At 44.4% G+C, this 16,305-nt stretch carries 15 protein-coding genes; 10 read left to right on the top strand and 5 right to left on the bottom strand.

Features of this window, described 5'->3' with window-relative positions:
• Positions 1 to 306: 306 nt before the first annotated feature.
• The 7 genes from pap to PGZ10_RS15630 all read left to right on the top strand — a co-directional run bounded on the left by pap (position 307) and on the right by PGZ10_RS15630 (position 9,066).
• On the top strand, positions 307 to 1,770 hold the full coding sequence (gene pap, locus PGZ10_RS15600; RefSeq protein ID WP_117556214.1) for a polyphosphate:AMP phosphotransferase: 1,464 nt from the start codon (positions 307 to 309) through the stop codon (positions 1,768 to 1,770).
• Between the two features lie 3 nt (positions 1,771 to 1,773).
• Positions 1,774 to 2,778, top strand: a complete 1,005-nt coding sequence (locus PGZ10_RS15605; RefSeq protein WP_270541789.1) for a deoxyguanosinetriphosphate triphosphohydrolase — start codon at positions 1,774 to 1,776, stop codon at positions 2,776 to 2,778.
• Positions 2,779 to 2,862: 84 nt separating this feature from the next.
• On the top strand, positions 2,863 to 4,638 hold the full coding sequence (gene dnaG / locus PGZ10_RS15610; protein WP_270246060.1) for a DNA primase: 1,776 nt from the start codon (positions 2,863 to 2,865) through the stop codon (positions 4,636 to 4,638).
• Positions 4,639 to 4,677: 39 nt separating this feature from the next.
• On the top strand, positions 4,678 to 5,793 hold the full coding sequence (gene rpoD / locus PGZ10_RS15615; protein WP_195368184.1) for an RNA polymerase sigma factor RpoD: 1,116 nt from the start codon (positions 4,678 to 4,680) through the stop codon (positions 5,791 to 5,793).
• A 4-nt stretch (positions 5,794 to 5,797) separates the two neighbouring features.
• Positions 5,798 to 6,514 (top strand): tRNA (adenine(22)-N(1))-methyltransferase, encoded by a 717-nt coding sequence (locus tag PGZ10_RS15620; RefSeq protein ID WP_055297074.1) that lies wholly within the window; start codon positions 5,798 to 5,800, stop codon positions 6,512 to 6,514.
• A gap of 10 nt (positions 6,515 to 6,524) precedes the next feature.
• Positions 6,525 to 7,322, top strand: coding sequence for a Nif3-like dinuclear metal center hexameric protein (locus PGZ10_RS15625; RefSeq protein ID WP_044999230.1), 798 nt, complete (start codon positions 6,525 to 6,527; stop codon positions 7,320 to 7,322).
• 70 nt (positions 7,323 to 7,392) lie between these two features.
• Positions 7,393 to 9,066: a nucleoside kinase gene (locus PGZ10_RS15630; protein ID WP_270541791.1), complete on the top strand. Its 1,674-nt coding sequence runs from the start codon at positions 7,393 to 7,395 to the stop codon at positions 9,064 to 9,066.
• 248 nt (positions 9,067 to 9,314) lie between these two features.
• Here PGZ10_RS15630 and PGZ10_RS15635 read toward each other — a convergent pair whose 3' ends face one another.
• Genes PGZ10_RS15635 through PGZ10_RS15655 form a run of 5 tightly spaced genes read right to left on the bottom strand, consistent with a single transcriptional unit; the run spans position 9,315 to position 14,524 of the window.
• Positions 9,315 to 10,199 carry an RluA family pseudouridine synthase gene (locus PGZ10_RS15635; RefSeq protein ID WP_270205224.1) on the bottom strand — a complete coding sequence of 295 codons (885 nt, stop codon included), beginning with the start codon at positions 10,197 to 10,199 and terminating at the stop codon, positions 9,315 to 9,317.
• Positions 10,199 to 12,082: an extracellular solute-binding protein gene (locus tag PGZ10_RS15640; protein ID WP_270541793.1), complete on the bottom strand. Its 1,884-nt coding sequence runs from the start codon at positions 12,080 to 12,082 to the stop codon at positions 10,199 to 10,201. Before PGZ10_RS15640 ends, PGZ10_RS15635 begins: the two co-directional genes overlap by 1 nt.
• Positions 12,082 to 12,900, bottom strand: a complete 819-nt coding sequence (locus PGZ10_RS15645; RefSeq protein WP_022220522.1) for an ABC transporter permease — start codon at positions 12,898 to 12,900, stop codon at positions 12,082 to 12,084. Before PGZ10_RS15645 ends, PGZ10_RS15640 begins: the two co-directional genes overlap by 1 nt.
• Positions 12,890 to 13,963: an ABC transporter ATP-binding protein gene (locus PGZ10_RS15650; RefSeq protein WP_117556198.1), complete on the bottom strand. Its 1,074-nt coding sequence runs from the start codon at positions 13,961 to 13,963 to the stop codon at positions 12,890 to 12,892. The genes PGZ10_RS15645 and PGZ10_RS15650 overlap by 11 nt, the downstream gene beginning before the upstream one ends.
• A gap of 21 nt (positions 13,964 to 13,984) precedes the next feature.
• Positions 13,985 to 14,524 (bottom strand): helix-turn-helix domain-containing protein, encoded by a 540-nt coding sequence (locus tag PGZ10_RS15655; RefSeq protein WP_008374904.1) that lies wholly within the window; start codon positions 14,522 to 14,524, stop codon positions 13,985 to 13,987.
• Between the two features lie 235 nt (positions 14,525 to 14,759).
• Here PGZ10_RS15655 and PGZ10_RS15660 point away from each other — a divergent pair, with 235 nt between their 5' ends.
• Genes PGZ10_RS15660 through PGZ10_RS15670 form a run of 3 tightly spaced genes read left to right on the top strand, consistent with a single transcriptional unit; the run spans position 14,760 to position 15,995 of the window.
• Complete coding sequence (locus PGZ10_RS15660) at positions 14,760 to 15,014, top strand: hypothetical protein (RefSeq protein WP_117556196.1); 255 nt, start codon at positions 14,760 to 14,762, stop codon at positions 15,012 to 15,014.
• Between the two features lie 55 nt (positions 15,015 to 15,069).
• Positions 15,070 to 15,567, top strand: coding sequence for a YaiI/YqxD family protein (locus PGZ10_RS15665; protein WP_117834005.1), 498 nt, complete (start codon positions 15,070 to 15,072; stop codon positions 15,565 to 15,567).
• Complete coding sequence (locus PGZ10_RS15670; RefSeq protein ID WP_055260898.1) at positions 15,564 to 15,995, top strand: flavodoxin family protein; 432 nt, start codon at positions 15,564 to 15,566, stop codon at positions 15,993 to 15,995. The genes PGZ10_RS15665 and PGZ10_RS15670 overlap by 4 nt, the downstream gene beginning before the upstream one ends.
• Positions 15,996 to 16,305: the final 310 nt, after the last annotated feature.

Genomic DNA, 16,305 nt, shown 5'->3' on the forward strand with positions numbered 1-16,305 from the left:
GCTCGTCTGCCAGTTCCGACACTTCCGCATATCACTCAGTGAGCTTTATTTTTTAACTGCTCGCCGCTGACAAAAGCTATAATACTATATTCCAAACACAAAGTCAACAAAAATTTAAAAGAAATTTTAATTCGCAATATATTACGAAAAATATCGAAAAGATAAATAATTCAATAATTTTACAAATCCACTTTCTTATTATGAGAAAATATAGTAATATGATATATAATTGTATGCGTTAATTGCGCGTTTTATCAATGGATTTGGGGATAATAAGAGCAGAAACTGGTGAAATGGAGGCATTTTATGGATAAAAATATAAAAATGAAGGATATAAAAGAACTGGGAGAGCAGCTTGGAGAACTGCAAAGAGTGTGCAGGGAGAAAAAAATCCCGGTGATGATCGCGTTTGAGGGTTATGGAGCAGCAGGAAAAGGACTTCAGATTGGTAATCTGATCCAGGCACTCGATCCAAGAGGCTTTAAAGTATATGCGGTAAAAAATGAAACGGAAGAGGAATGGATGCATCCTTTTATGTGGCGTTTCTGGACGAAGATCCCGGAAAAGGGAAGAATTGCGATTTTTGATACCAGCTGGTACCGGAGAGTTATGATTGAACGTTTTGAAGGAAAAACACCGGAAAAAGAGCTGGAAAAGGATTTTGCATCGATCCGTGCGTTTGAAAAACAGCTGACGGATGATGGAATGGTGATCATCAAACTGTTTTTAAAGATTGACCGGAAAGAACAGAAAAAGCGCTTTGAGAAACTGCTTGTTTCCAAGGATACTGCATGGCGGGTAAGCAAAGGCGATCTGAAGCGGAACCATGATTTTAAAGAGTATAAAGCAATCAATGAAGAGATGCTGCGGAAAACGGATGCAGATTACGCACCGTGGACAGTGATCGATGCTACAAAGAAGAAAGAAGCTAAAGTGGCTGTTTATCAGGCGGTGATCCAGGCAATGGAAGAAGCAGTCGCAAGAAAGGAACTGGAAGAAAAAGGTAGTCTGGAAAAGAAAACGGAAGTGAAAAGGGAAACAGCAGAATCCATTCTGGCAAAGGCGGATCTTTCCAAATCCATGCCAAAAAAGGTTTATGAGGAACGCTTAAAAGAGCTTCAGAAAAAGATGGAACATTTGCATGGAGAACTTTATCGCAGGAGAATTCCGGTTGTCCTTGGCTTTGAGGGATGGGATGCCGGAGGAAAAGGCGGTGCGATCAAACGTCTGACTTCACATATGGATCCGAGAGGATATGTGGTTAATCCGACAGCGTCACCGAGTGATACAGAGAAAGCACATCATTATCTGTGGCGTTTCTGGCGTGCAATGCCGAAAGCCGGCCATATTGCGATATTTGACAGAACCTGGTACGGAAGAGTGATGGTAGAGAGGATTGAAGGATTTTGCACCGAAAAAGAATGGGAGAGAGCTTATGGGGAAATCAATGCCATGGAGCAGGATCTGGTAAATGCAGGAGCAATCGTGCTGAAATTCTGGATGCAGATTGACAAGGATGAGCAGGCGAGAAGGTTTAAAGCCAGACAGGAAAATCCGAAAAAACAGTGGAAGATCACCGATGAAGACTGGAGAAACCGGGAAAAATGGGATCAGTATGAGGTGGCGATAGAAGAAATGCTGGAAAAGACTTCTATGCCACATGCACCGTGGATCGTAGTGGAAGGAAATGATAAATACTATGCACGTATTAAAGTTCTGGAATGCGTGACAGAAGCAATCGAGAAACGACTGAAAGAAGAGAGAAAATAAAAAATGACGATCAGGGAACAGATGGAAGAAAGAGAAAAGGAATATCTAAGCCCCTGTGCCACGTTAAGCATGGCTTCCCGGGGGAGAAAGAGAAATGAGCCACAGTGTGATATCCGACCGGTTTTTCAGAGGGACAGAGATCGGATCCTGCACAGTAAGGCATTCCGGCGCATGAAGCAGAAGACGCAGGTGTTTCTCCTACCAATCGGAGACCATTACAGGACACGGCTGACGCATACGCTGGAAGTATCGCAAAACGCCCGGACGATCGGAAAGGCGCTCAGGCTGAACGAAGATCTGGTGGAGGCAATTGCACTGGGGCATGATCTTGGGCATACTCCGTTTGGGCATGCAGGAGAGAGAGCTCTGAACAACGTGTGTCCGTGTGGATTTAAACACAATGAACAAAGTGTCCGTGTAGTAGAGGTGCTGGAGAAACATGGGGAGGGACTGAACCTGACCTGGGAAGTGCTCGATGGAATCCGCAACCACAAAAGTGCGGGCATGCCTGCGACACTGGAAGGGCAGATTGTCAGACTGTCTGATAAGATTGCTTATGTGAACCATGATATTGATGACGCAGTAAGGGCGGGGATCATGAATGAAGAGGAACTGCCCAAAGAGCTGCGAAAAGTTCTGGGCAACAGTAAAAGAGAGCGTCTGAACACACTTACCCATGATGTGATCGTAAACAGCATGGACAAACCGAAGATCTGCATGTCAGAGGAAGTCCGTGAAGCATTGATGGAGCTGCGGACATATATGTTTACCCATGTTTATGAGAATCCACTTGCAAAGGGCGAAGAGGACAAAGCAATCCGAATGGTCGAAGATCTGTATTCTTATTATGAAACGCACATGGAAAAGATGCCGGAGCAGTATCTGAAACAGCTGCAGAAGGGGGAAATGCCGGAGATTGCAGTGTGTGATTACATAGCAGGAATGACGGATAATTTTGCCGTAAAAAAGTTTGAAGAAATTTTTATTCCACAATCTTGGGAATTTTAAAGGAAATAAAAAAGTTTTGTCGAATATATATTATGTAGGGGTTGCGCAAGGTGCGCGAACCCTGCCAGGAAGGTGTAGGACATAATGTATTATTCAGATGAGATTATAGAAGAAGTAAGATCGAAAAATGATATCGTAGATGTGATTTCCGGATATGTGAAGCTGAAGAAGCAGGGGAGTTCGTATTTCGGACTTTGCCCGTTTCACAGTGAGAAATCTCCTTCTTTTTCTGTGAGCAGGGATAAGCAGATGTATTACTGCTTTGGCTGCGGAGCAGGAGGAAATGTATTTACCTTCATTATGGAGTATGAGAATTATTCTTTTGTAGAAGCACTCAAGTTTCTGGCACAGCGTGCCGGTGTGGAGCTTCCGCAGGAGGAATATTCAAAAGAAGCGAAAGAAAGAGCGGATACGAGAAGTGCACTGCTTGAAATGAACAAGCTGGCGGCCAAGTATTATTATGCGCAGTTGAAGACGGAGGGCGGAAGGCAGGCAAGAGAATACCTGCAGAACCGTCAGTTGAGCCAGGAGACGATCACCGCATTTGGACTTGGATATTCCAGCAAATACAGTGACGATCTGTTTCGATACCTGAAGATGAAGGGTTATAGTGAAGAGATGATCATCAAAGCCGGTCTGGTAAATGTCGATGAAAAGCACGGAGTTTACGACAAATTCTGGAACCGTGTCATGTTTCCGATTATGGATGTGAATAACCGTGTGATCGGATTCGGCGGGCGTGTGATGGGTGACGGGAAGCCAAAGTACCTGAACTCACCGGAGACTCTGATCTTTGATAAGAGCCGGAATCTGTACGGACTTCACCGGGCGAGAACATCAAGAAAGCCGTATTTTATTGTATGTGAAGGCTATATGGATGTAATTTCGCTCCATCAGGCGGGATTTACCAATGCAGTTGCATCACTTGGAACTGCACTTACAGCAGGACATGCAGCATTGATCAAACGGTATGTGAATGAAGTCTATCTGACCTATGACAGTGATGAAGCCGGAACTAAAGCGGCACTCCGGGCAGATCCGATCCTTCGGGAGGCCGGTGTGACGACCCGCGTGATCCGGATGGAACCGTACAAGGATCCGGATGAATTCATCAAGAATCTTGGAGCTGAGGCATTTGAAGAGCGGATCAGGAAAGCAAGGAACAGCTTTATGTTCGGTCTTGAGATGCTGGAAAAAGGTTATGACCTGAATGCACCGGAAGGAAAGACGGAATTCCTCAGAGAGGCGGCGAGAAGGCTGGCACGTTTTGAAGAAGAAATTGAACGTGACAATTACATAGAAGCGGTGGCAAAGACTTATCACGTCGGCTACGAAGAACTTAAGAAGCTGGTTGTCAAGGTAGCAGTTCAGAGCGGAATGGCAGCTCCGGCCACAAAGCCGAGACAGACGATCCGCCAGGAAACGCCAAAAGAGGATGGTCATATCCGGTCACAGAAGATTCTGCTTACCTGGCTGATCGACAGGGAAGAGCTGTTTGATCAGGTAAGCCGTTATGTTACGCCGGAGGATTTTACGGTGGAGCTGTACCGGAAAGTTGCTGAACTTCTGTATGAACAGCATGCAAAAGGAGAACTGAATCCTGCGCAGATCATGAATTATTTTACAGAGGAAGAGGAACACCGCGCGGTGGCAGCACTTTTCAATACGAGAATCAAAGAGCTGACGACTGCGGGAGAGCAGGAAAAAGCGATCAAGGAGACGATTCTCCGGGTAAAGGAGTACAGTATCGAAACCGCAACCCGGAATCTGGATCCGACAGACATTCAGGGGCTGCAAAGGCTTATGAATGCGAAGAAGGCAGTGCAGGACCTTCATAAACTGCATATTTCCATTAATTAGGGATAGAATATAAACAAGCGATGAGAGGAAGGACACTACATGGAAGAGAACGTAGTAAAGTTTCAGGAAAAATTAAAAAATCTGGTTGCCCTTGCGAAGAAAAAGAAGAACATTCTTGAAATCCAGGAAATCAATGATGCATTCCGGGATATGGAGCTGGAACCGACACAGATGGACAAGGTATTTGAGTACCTGGAGGCCAATGGGATCGATGTGCTTCAGATAAATGATGACTCCAATGTGGATGATGATGATCTGGAGATCATGCTTTCGGATGAAGACGAAGTGGATATGGAGAAGATCGACCTGTCTGTTCCGGACGGAATCAGCATCGAAGATCCGGTCCGTATGTATCTGAAGGAGATCGGTAAGGTTCCGCTTCTTTCAGCAGAAGAAGAGATTGAGCTGGCAAAGAGAATGGCAGATGGTGATGAAGAAGCGAAAAAGCGTCTTGCAGAAGCCAACCTGCGACTGGTAGTCAGCATTGCAAAGCGTTACGTGGGACGTGGTATGCTGTTTCTGGATCTTATACAGGAAGGAAACCTTGGACTTATCAAAGCGGTAGAGAAGTTTGATTATCAGAAGGGATTTAAGTTCAGTACCTATGCAACATGGTGGATCCGTCAGGCAATCACACGTGCGATTGCTGACCAGGCGAGAACCATCCGTATACCGGTTCATATGGTAGAGACGATCAACAAACTGATCCGTGTATCCAGACAGTTACTGCAGGAGCTTGGACGTGAACCTACGCCGGAAGAGATCGCTGCAGAGTTGGACATGCCGGTAGACCGTGTGCGTGAAATCTTAAAGATTTCCCAGGAACCGGTTTCTCTTGAGACTCCGATCGGTGAGGAAGAGGACAGCCACCTGGGCGACTTTATCCAGGATGACAATGTACCTGTTCCGGCAGAAGCAGCAGCGCAGACACTTCTGAAAGAACAGCTGGATGAAGTTTTAAGTACACTGACAGAGAGAGAGCAGAAGGTTCTCCGCCTGCGTTTTGGCATGAGTGATGGAAGAGCACGTACACTGGAAGAGGTCGGAAAAGAGTTCGATGTCACCCGTGAGCGTATCCGTCAGATTGAAGCAAAAGCACTCCGCAAGCTTCGTCATCCAAGCCGCAGCAGAAAATTAAGAGATTATTTGGATTAAGAAGATGGCTGAATTATCAAAAAGATTACAGGCAGTGGCGGATCTTGTCACACCGGGAATGCGTCTTGCGGATGTGGGAACAGATCACGCTTACATCCCAATCTATCTGACACAGAACGGGCTGGTTCCATCCGCAATTGCCATGGATATTAACAAAGGACCATTAGAGAGAGCGGATACACATATCCTTGAACATGGACTGGATGGGAAGATCGTTACCCGTCTTTCTGATGGTCTGGTGAATTTGAAAATGGAAGAAGCTGACACAATGATCGCCGCCGGAATGGGCGGCGGTCTTGTCATACACATTTTGAATGAGGATCCGGCAAAAACCAGAAGCTTAAAGGAACTGATCCTGCAGCCGCAGTCAGAGCTTGCGAAAGTCCGCCGTTATCTGGAAGAACATAGATTTCGTATCGTTGCAGAGGACATGGTGGAAGAGGATGGCAAATACTATCCGATGATGAAGGTGATCCCGACAGAGCAGAAAGGTCTTTATGCGGAGGGTGTTCCGGCAGCAGAAGAAGAGCTTGAATATGGAAAATATTTATTAGAGAAGGGTCACCCGGTGATGGGAGAATATCTGAAAAAGGAACTGTCTGTGAATCAGGGCGTGTATGAAAAGCTTCGGGTGCAGGAGAGTGAACGCACGAAGGAGAGAAGTGCAGAGGTTCTGCATATGATAAAGAGAGCAGAAGACCTGCTTGACCGGTATTTTTAGGAGGAAAATGATGATTTGCAGAGAAATTATAAAAGAAATAGAAGCACGTTTTCCAAAGCACTATGCTATGGAGTGGGATAATGTAGGACTGCAGGTCGGAAGAAGCGATAAAGAAGTAAAGCGGATCTATCTTGCACTGGATGCGACGGATGAAGTGATCGAAGAAGCAGCAGACTGGGGCGCAGATATGCTGATCACACATCATCCGATGATCTTTAAAGCAATGAAAAAGATCAATGACGAGGATTTTATCGGCAGAAGAGTACTGAAGTTGATCCGGGATGACATTTCTTACTATGCGATGCATACCAATTATGATGTAATGGGAATGGCAGAGCTTGCTGGGAAGGTACTTGAACTGAGTGAACCGGAGGTTCTGGAAGTGACGGGAAGCATGCATTCAGAATCCGGCGAAGTTCCGGTTGGAATCGGAAGAGTTGCTGATCTGGCACAGCCGATGGATTTAAAATCCTGTGCGGAAATGGTAAAAAAAGCATTTGATCTTCCGAATGTGAAAATTTTTGGAGAGCCGGATATGCAGGTACATCGCCTTGGTGTTTTTCCGGGCTCCGGGAAGAGCGCAATTTCCGTATCTTTGGAAAAAGGTGTGGATGTACTGGTGACAGGTGACATTGATCACCATGAGGGGATTGATGCGGTTGCGCAAAAAATGGCAGTAATTGATGCCGGACACTATGGCGTGGAGCATATCTTTATTGCAGATATGGAACATTTTTGCCGGGAGAAATTTCCAGAGGCAGAGATCCGGACAGCAAAGATCCGGCAGCCATTCTGGGTTTTGACGTAAGGTGTTTGGGAGCGGGGAGAAAACAGACAGATTTGTCAAAGCGCCGTAAGGCAGAAAGAAGGCGGTAAATATGGAACAGCAGATGTACAAAGTACAGATTGACGGGGAAGAGAAAAGTTTTCCGGCAGGAACCACATATCTGCAGATTGCCGGGGAATATCAGGAAAGATACCCACATGATATTGTTCTTGCATATGTAAATGGAAAGCTTCAGGAGCTTGGGAAGAAGCTGAAAAAGGATTGTGCGCTCCATTTTGTGACGACAGGCGAGACAATTGGAAATCTTACCTATCGCCGTGGTGTAAGTTTTCTGCTGGTGAAGGCAGTATATGATACAATCGGACACGATAAGATAGAACAGGTGAGAATCCATTTTTCTGTAGATAAAGGGTATTATTGTACAATAAAAGGAGATCAGAAGCTGGATCAGGAACTGCTTGCAAGGATTGAAGAACGGATGCATGAAATGGCAGATATGGATCTTTCAATCCGGAAGAGATCGGTTCATACCGATGAAGCGGTTGAAATGTTCCGAAAGTACGGTATGAAGGATAAAGAGCGTTTGTTCCGGTATCGCAGAGTGTCTACAGTCAATATTTACAGTATCAATGAATTTGAGGACTACTATTACGGCTATATGGTTCCATCAACCGGCTATCTGAAATATTTTAAATTATATTTATATGATGAGGGATTTGTAGTGCAGATGCCGGAGGCAGCTGAACCGGAAAAGATACCTCCGTTTCAGCCTCAGAATAAGCTGTTCCATGTGCTGAAGGAATCTACGCGTGGCGGTGATATGCTTGGAATTGAGACGGTAGGGGCACTGAATGATTATGTGACAGGCGGCAGCGCCAATCCAAAGGAACTGCTTCTGGTACAGGAGGCAATGCAGGAGAAGAAGATTGCGCAGATCGCAGAGCAGATTGCAGGAAATCCGCAGAAAAAGTTTGTCTTGATTGCCGGTCCTTCTTCGTCAGGAAAGACTACATTTTCCAGACGGCTTTCCATCCAGCTCCGGGTAAGCGGTCTGGTCCCGCATCCGATTTCGGTGGATGATTACTTTAAGAACCGTGTGGATACACCGCTGGACGCAGAAGGAAAGCCGAATTATGAGTGTTTGGAAGCACTGGATGTGGAACTTTTTAATCACGATCTGAAAAAGCTGCTTGCAGGAGAACGGATTGAGCTTCCGACGTTCAATTTCAAGACCGGAAAACGGGAATATAACGGACATTATATGCAGCTTGGTGAGCAGGATATTCTGGTGATCGAAGGCATTCATTGTCTGAATGATGCGTTGACCCATGATCTGCCAAAAGAAAATAAATTCAAGATCTATATCAGTGCACTGACCCAGCTGAATATCGATGAGCATAACCGGATTGCATCAACAGATGGACGTCTGATCCGCCGGATGGTGCGTGATGCAAGAACCAGAGGTACTTCGGCAAAGCAGACGATCGCTATGTGGCAGTCGGTGAGAAGAGGGGAAGAGAACAATATTTTCCCGTATCAGGAAGACGCGGATGTGATGTTCAATTCAGCTCTTCTTTATGAGCTGGCAGTTCTGAAAGCTTATGCAGAACCGATCCTGTTCGGAATTGAGAAGGACTGCGCCGAATATCAGGAAGCGAAGAGACTGCTCAAATTCCTGGATTATTTTGTGGGGATCGGAAGTGAGTATGTTCCGCAGAATTCGATTTTGAGGGAATTTATTGGAGGCGGATGTTTCGATTTGTAGAATGTTGAAGCTGGTCACATGGTAAGAGAGCGATATAGATTATAAAGGCAGTTTGAATCCGTTCCGCTGTTTTTTTAGTGTGATCCGTCGTCAGAAATAAGAAATAAACAGAAGAAGAGCTTCTGGGAGAATGAATATCTTTGTTCTCTCAGGAGCTCTTCTTCTGTTTGACCGGAAAATACATATGGAAAATTCTTCCATAAAAAGTGTATTATGTGCCGGGGATGGGAATCACTTAAATATATTTATCAGAGTAACATATCTTCAGGCACAGGCGCTGTGAAATGCATTTCTTCGCCTGTGATTGGGTGCCGGAAACGCAGATGATGTGAGTGAAGTGCCTGACGGCTGATATGGCTGTAATCCGGATTATAGAGAAAATCTCCCGGAAGCGGATGGCCGATGTAATTCATGTGCACCCGGATCTGATGAGTGCGTCCGGTATCCAGCTTTAAGGCAACCAGAGAGTAGACCGGATCTGTATCTGTAATGGAAAGCCTGCGGTAATGGGTGCAGGCGTATTCACCATGTTTAAAATCGACCATGCGCTCGATGGTAGAACCCTCTTTTCTGGCAATTGGAGCAGTGATGGTTCCGTCTTCCGGGATGATTCCCGTGGCAAGTGCCAGATATTCCCGGTGGATTTCCCGGCGTGCCATCATGGCAGAGAGGAGAGAGGCACTGTAAAGATGCCGGGCAATGATCAGAAGACCGGTGGTGTCCCGGTCAAGCCGGTTAATGCAACGGTATACAAAAGGCTCGCCTTTCTCTTTGAAATACCATGCGCAGGCATTGGCAAGTGTGTTGTCATAATTTCCCTGGGAAGGGTGAATTGGCATTCCGGCAGGTTTATTGATGACCAGCAGGTCCGGATCTTCATATACGATCGAAAGAGGCAGATCTGACGGAACAATATTTTCGGAGAATTTTGTTTCGGTAATCCGGATGGCAAGCTGGTCGCCGGGAGTAAGAAGAGTGCGCGCCAGTACCGGGTCCCCGTTCAGACGGATTCCTTCCGGATCTTCTTTGATTGCCCGGATCAGAGAAGAAGAATATCCATGAGCTTTTAAAAACTCATGGATATTGGAAGTTTTCTGTTCGGTTATTGTATAATTCAGAATTCTTTCCCACATTACTTTGATTTCACTTCCCGCCATAATTCATTGTAGACAGCATCGTTTTTATCTCCAAGGAATTTGAAAGTCTCACATCCGGAGAGCTCGCTTGCATCCGGGAATGCAATCTTGCTGTTGCGGATGGACTCGTCTTCAATCAGTTCCCGTGCTGCTTCATTTGGAGTCGAGTAGGTGATGTACTCAAAGTTCTTCAGTGCGATGTCCGGACGGCAGAGGAAGTTGATGAACTTTTCTGCATTTTCCTTATGCTCTGCATTCTTCGGAATTACCCAGGAGTCGATCCAGATATTGGATCCTTCTTTCGGGATCACGTATTCCAGGTTTGGATTTTCTTTCTGTGTGTAAATGGCTTCACCGGAGTAAATAACACCGATGGCTGCTTCATTTCCGATCATCTTGTCACGCACCTGGTCAACGACGTATGCCTGAACCAGTGGTTTCTGTTTGAACAGAAGATTCTTCGCTTCGTTCAGCTCGTCCAGGTCGGTTGAGTTCAGGGAATATCCAAGATATTTTAAGGTAACACCGAATGCATCGCGGACGCTGTCCTGCATCAGAATGCTGTCCTTGTACTTTGGATCCCAGAGAACAGACCAGGAATCAATTGGTTCGTCTACCATGGTTTTGTTGTAAAGGATTCCGACAGTTCCCCAGCAATAAGGAACAGAGTATTTATTTTCCGGGTCAAATGCCTTGGACTGATCCATATAGGTCTGTCCGATATTTTTGATATTCGGAATATTATCCCGGTTGATCTCGTCAAGAAGATCGTTCTCGATCATACGCTGGATCATATAGTCAGAAGGGCAGACCACATCATAGGAAATAGCGCCGGATTGCACCTTCGGGTACATGATCTCATTGGTTTCGTATTCTTCATAGACTACCTGGATACCGGTTTCTTCTTCAAAGATATCCAGGACATCCGGATCCAGATATTCGCCCCAGTTGTAGACAATTACCTTTTCGGAACCGGAAATCTTTGTCTTTGAATTGTAGAAAAATCCGCCGGCTGTAATGACGATCACGAGCAGTGCCGGTACGACACGTGTTACGACGAGACGTATCGTGTGGTGTGCACGGGATGGCTTACGGATCGTGCCGTCTTTTTCGTGAACTTCTTTTTCCGGTTTTAAATTGACCAGGAAGAGAAGGAAGAGCACCGTTACAAACATGATCGTTGAGAGTGCGTAAATTTCCGGACGGATTCCTTTTCGTACTTCACTGTAAATTTTGGTAGACAGGGTATCGATTCCAGGTCCTTTGGTAAAGTGGGTGATCACAAAATCATCCAGCGACATGGTAAATGCAAGCAGGAAACCGGAAAGAATTCCTGGAAGGATATCCGGAAATACGACTTTGAAAAAAGCGTAGATCGGGGAAGCACCCAGATCCAGTGCGGCTTCATAGGTCCGCCGGTTGGTCTGCTTTAGTTTTGGCATGACACTTAGGATGACATACGGGATATTAAAGGTTATATGTGCAATCAGGATTGTCGAAAATCCCATGTTCATACGGAATGCGATGAACAGCAGCATCATAGATACACCAGTCACAATATCTGCGTTCAGCATCGGAATGTTGGTGACACCCAGCATAAAGGTACGGAACTTGCGGTTCATACTCTGGATTCCAATGGAAGCCAAAGTTCCGATCACGGTTGCAATCAGCGCAGAAAGAAGTGCGATGATCAGGGTGTTGTATAAGGTGCTCATGATCGCTTCATCCTGGAAAAGGGATACATACCATTTTCCGGTAAATCCGCCCCATTTGGCACGGGTTCTGGAACTGTTAAAGGACAGAACCATCAGTGTCATGATCGGAGCATAGAGGAAGATCACGATCAGCAGTAAATATAAATTCTGTAATTTCTTTTTCATTAGAATGCTGTGCCCTCCCCGTCTTTATCGTATTTGGCGATCAGAGCCATACTTGCAATGATGAAGATCATCAGGACAAGTGAAAGTCCACTTCCTACATGCCAGTTGCTTCCCTGCTGGAATTCCTGTTCGATGACATTTCCGATCAGAAGGATCTTGCTTCCACCGAGGAGGTTGGAAATGACGAAGGTTGTAAGTGCAGGTACAAATACCATAGTGATTCCACTGATGATACCCGGAACACTAAGCGGAAGGATGATCTTGGTAAATGTCTGGATATTTCCGGCACCGAGATCTCTGGCTGCGGAAATAACATCTTTGTCAATCTTTACAAGTACATTGTAAATCGGCAGCACCATGAACGGCAGGAAGTTGTAGACCATACCGAGGATGATCGCTGTCGGTGTGTTGATAATGTTCCATGAAGGCAGTCCGAAGAAATGGAGAACGGAGTTGATGACACCGTTTTTCTCCAGGAGGTTCTGCCATGCAAGAGTTCTGAGCAGAAAGTTCATCCACATCGGAAGGATGAAAACAAGTACTACGAAGCTGGACTGGTTTACATTTCTTCCGACGAGGATCATTGCCAGAGGATAGGCAAGGATCAGGCAGATCACTGTGCTGACAAATGCAAGCAGAAGTGCAAGCCCCAGAGCCTTTAAATTCTCAGGTGTTGTGATTTTGGCAAGGTTCATCCAGGTGAATTTTCCGTCATTGTCAGTCAGACCATAATAGAAGATCATGATCAGAGGAATGATAATGAAAGAAACTGCCCAGAAAAGGTATGGCCCTGCCAGGAGACGTTTGCTATTCTTCAATTCCTACAGCCTCCTCATCTTCAGATTCCGGTTTTTTCATGATCTGAATATCAAACGGGTCAACATGGATTCCAACCTCAGTGCCAACCGGGAACATATCGGTGCTGTGTACCAGCCATTCATAGTTGTTGGCAAGGACTTCCATTTCATAGTGGACTCCTTTGAAAATCAGATGGGTAACGACACCCTTTAATGTGCCTTCTTCTGGTTTTACAAGATCGATGTCCTCCGGACGGATGACCGCATCGACCGGTTTGTTGGTTCCGAATCCGGTATCCACACACGGGAATTCGGCACCGACAATATTGACCAGCTTATCGCGTACCATGATGGCATTGAAAATGTTGCTATCGCCAATGAAGTCGGCTACGAAAGCATTTTCCGGCTCGTTGTAGATATCTTCCGGTGTACCGATCTGCTGGATGTATCCCTGATTCATGACAACAATCGTGTCAGACATGGTGAGGGCTTCTTCCTGATCGTGGGTAACGTAGATAAATGTAATTCCCAGCTCATTTTTTAAACGGATCAGTTCATACTGCATGTCCTGGCGGAGCTTTAAATCCAGGGCACCGAGAGGTTCATCCAGAAGAAGAACTTTTGGTTCATTTACAATGGCGCGGGCGATGGCAATACGCTGCTGCTGCCCCCCACTTAAAGAATCCGGATAACGGTTCTGGTAACCTTCCAGATTGACCAGTTTTAATGCATAATGAATCTTATCATCGATGTAAGATTTTGATTTCCCTTTGATCTTCAGACCAAAAGCAATATTTTCAGCAATGGTCATATGGGTGAAAAGCGCATATTTCTGGAAAACAGTGTTGAGCTGTCGTTTATTCGGTGCAAGGGATGTAATGTCCTTTCCATCGAAAATTACTTTTCCGGAGTCCGGATTTTCGAATCCGCCGAGGATACGCAGAAGCGTTGTCTTTCCGCAGCCGCTAGGTCCTAAAAGTGTGAGAAATTCATTTTCTCTGATATAAAGGTTCAGGTCGTCCAGAACCAGATTGTCTCCATATGATTTGGAAACACCAACAATGTCAATCAGTTTGTTTGGCATATGTATAATCCTCCTGTGTACTTAAAAACTTGGGGGAGTGCTGACCCAGATCAGGCGTGCCCCGGAAGAAGACGATGCTTCTATATAATGCTTTGCGTGGGGAGTAAAATAAAAGGATTCTCCCTTTTTAGCTTTGTAGACCTTATTGCCTACGTGGATTTTGACGGAACCCTGAAGCACGTATCCGAATTCCTCACCTTCGTGTGGAAGATCCGGGTAGGTTGCACCGCCCGGAGCCAGGGTAAGACGGATCGGTTCCATCATATTGCGCTGGGCATTCGGAATGATCCATTCAATCGTATTCTTCAGATCAGTATCCTTTTTTTCAAAATAATCTTCATCACCGAAGACAACCTGTTCTTCCTCGTCATCGCTGAAAAATTCATTCAGATTGGTGCCGAGACACTGCAAAATATCAACCAGTGTGGCGATAGAAGGAGAAGTAAGATCCCGTTCCAGCTGGGAAATGAATCCCTTCGAAAGCTCACTCCGGTCTGCAAGTTCTTCCTGGGTAAGATTTTTCGCAATACGGAGCTCCCTTACTTTCTGTCCGATGTTCATAAATAGCTCCTTTCTGTAAATTGTTTGTAAAAATAAAAATAAACCTAGAGTTTAGTATTTCTATACACACGACAAGGTTTATTATACTATAGTTTATAGAAAAAGCAACCGTTTTATAAGGAAAATAGAGGTTTTTTTGAAAAATAGAAAACGTGTAAGAATTGACTAATTTTAGTTAATTACAAAAAAGTTTGATTTGTTTAGTAAAGGCTGTAGCTTTACAGATGATTCTGTTATGACAATAGCAGTTGGAGAAGCTCTTCTTGCAGTCGGAACGGAAGCTACAGTAAAGAAAATAGAAGAAGCGGTAGTAACTAACATGCAGGATTGGGGAAAAAGATATCCATATGCAGGTTATGGTGGAAGATTCAGGTATTGGTTTAGAGAAAGAAATCCTAAGCCATACGGAAGTTATGGGAATGGTTCTGCTATGAGAGTGTCAGCGGCGGGATGTGGTGCTAGAATAGTGTTTGGTGAAAAGAGGGAATAGTGGTATAATTCTATTGTAGTAGATTTTAGATATAAAAAGAAATGGAGAGGCACTAGTGCAGATATTTGTAGATGCAGATGCATGTCCGGTAGTAGATATTATCGAGACAATAGCAGAGAAATATAATATTCCAACTACATTGCTGTGTGATACAAATCATATTTTGTATTCTGATTATAGCGAAGTGATTGTAGTAGGGGCAGGAGCAGATGCAGTAGATTATAAACTGATTAGTATCTGCCATAAAGGAGATATTGTCGTATCACAGGACTATGGTGTTGCAGCAATGGCACTAGGAAAAGGTGCATATGCCATTCATCAATCGGGCAAATGGTACACGAATGACAATATTGAACAGATGCTCATGGAACGTCATTTGAATAAAAAAGCCAGAAGAAGTTCCCATAAGAATCATATCAAGGGACCGAAAAAACGAACAGAAGAAGATGATGTAAGGTTTGCACAGTCTTTTGAAAAAATGCTCATGATGGTACAGGAGAAATTTCAAAAGAATACTAAAACAATGGAGACAGGCAGAAAGGAAAACAAATGAGAAAAGCAATCGTATATGCATCTGTACATCATGGAAATACAGAAAAACTAGTAAAGGGCATAGCAGAAGAATGCCAGGTCGATTTGATTGATGCTGTAAAACAGCCAGATGTAGATCTGAGCAGTTATGATATGATTGGATTTGCATCAGGAATCTATTTTTCAAAATTTCATCAGTCGATATTGGGATTTGCAGAGAAGAATCTACCGGACGATAAAAAGGTATTTCTGATCTGTACTTATGGTGGAAGTGCGAATTATAAATCCATAGAGCAGATTTTGGACGAGAAGCGTTCTAAAGTGATAGGAAAATTCGGATGCAAGGGTTATGACACATTTGGTCCATTTAAACTGGTAGGGGGTATTGCAAAAGGACATCCGGATGAGGAAGATATAAAAAATACAGTTGAGTTTGTAAAAGGATTATAAGTAGTCCGCAAATAAAAAGTCAAGGTTAAATGGTTACTTTTTTGTTTGAGTTTCCAAACTTTTATGTGACAAACGTAGCTGTCTGTGATATTATTAAGATAATATAAGCGAAAAAGACTTTTGCAGAAACGAAAGTATCTTCAAATTTTATTTTACGGATGTACTTCCTATAATAAAACTAATTACTTGCAAAATTGATAACTAATATTTTTCTGCTATTACAGGTACAATAAGAACATGTAATAACAGAAATGAGGTATAGTTACTTGCAGATAGAGAAGTATATCGCAGATAAAATAACATCTATATG

This window comes from Coprococcus sp. AF102-57 (assembly GCF_027686195.1).
Classification (GTDB): domain Bacteria; phylum Bacillota; class Clostridia; order Lachnospirales; family Lachnospiraceae; genus Allocoprococcus; species Allocoprococcus comes.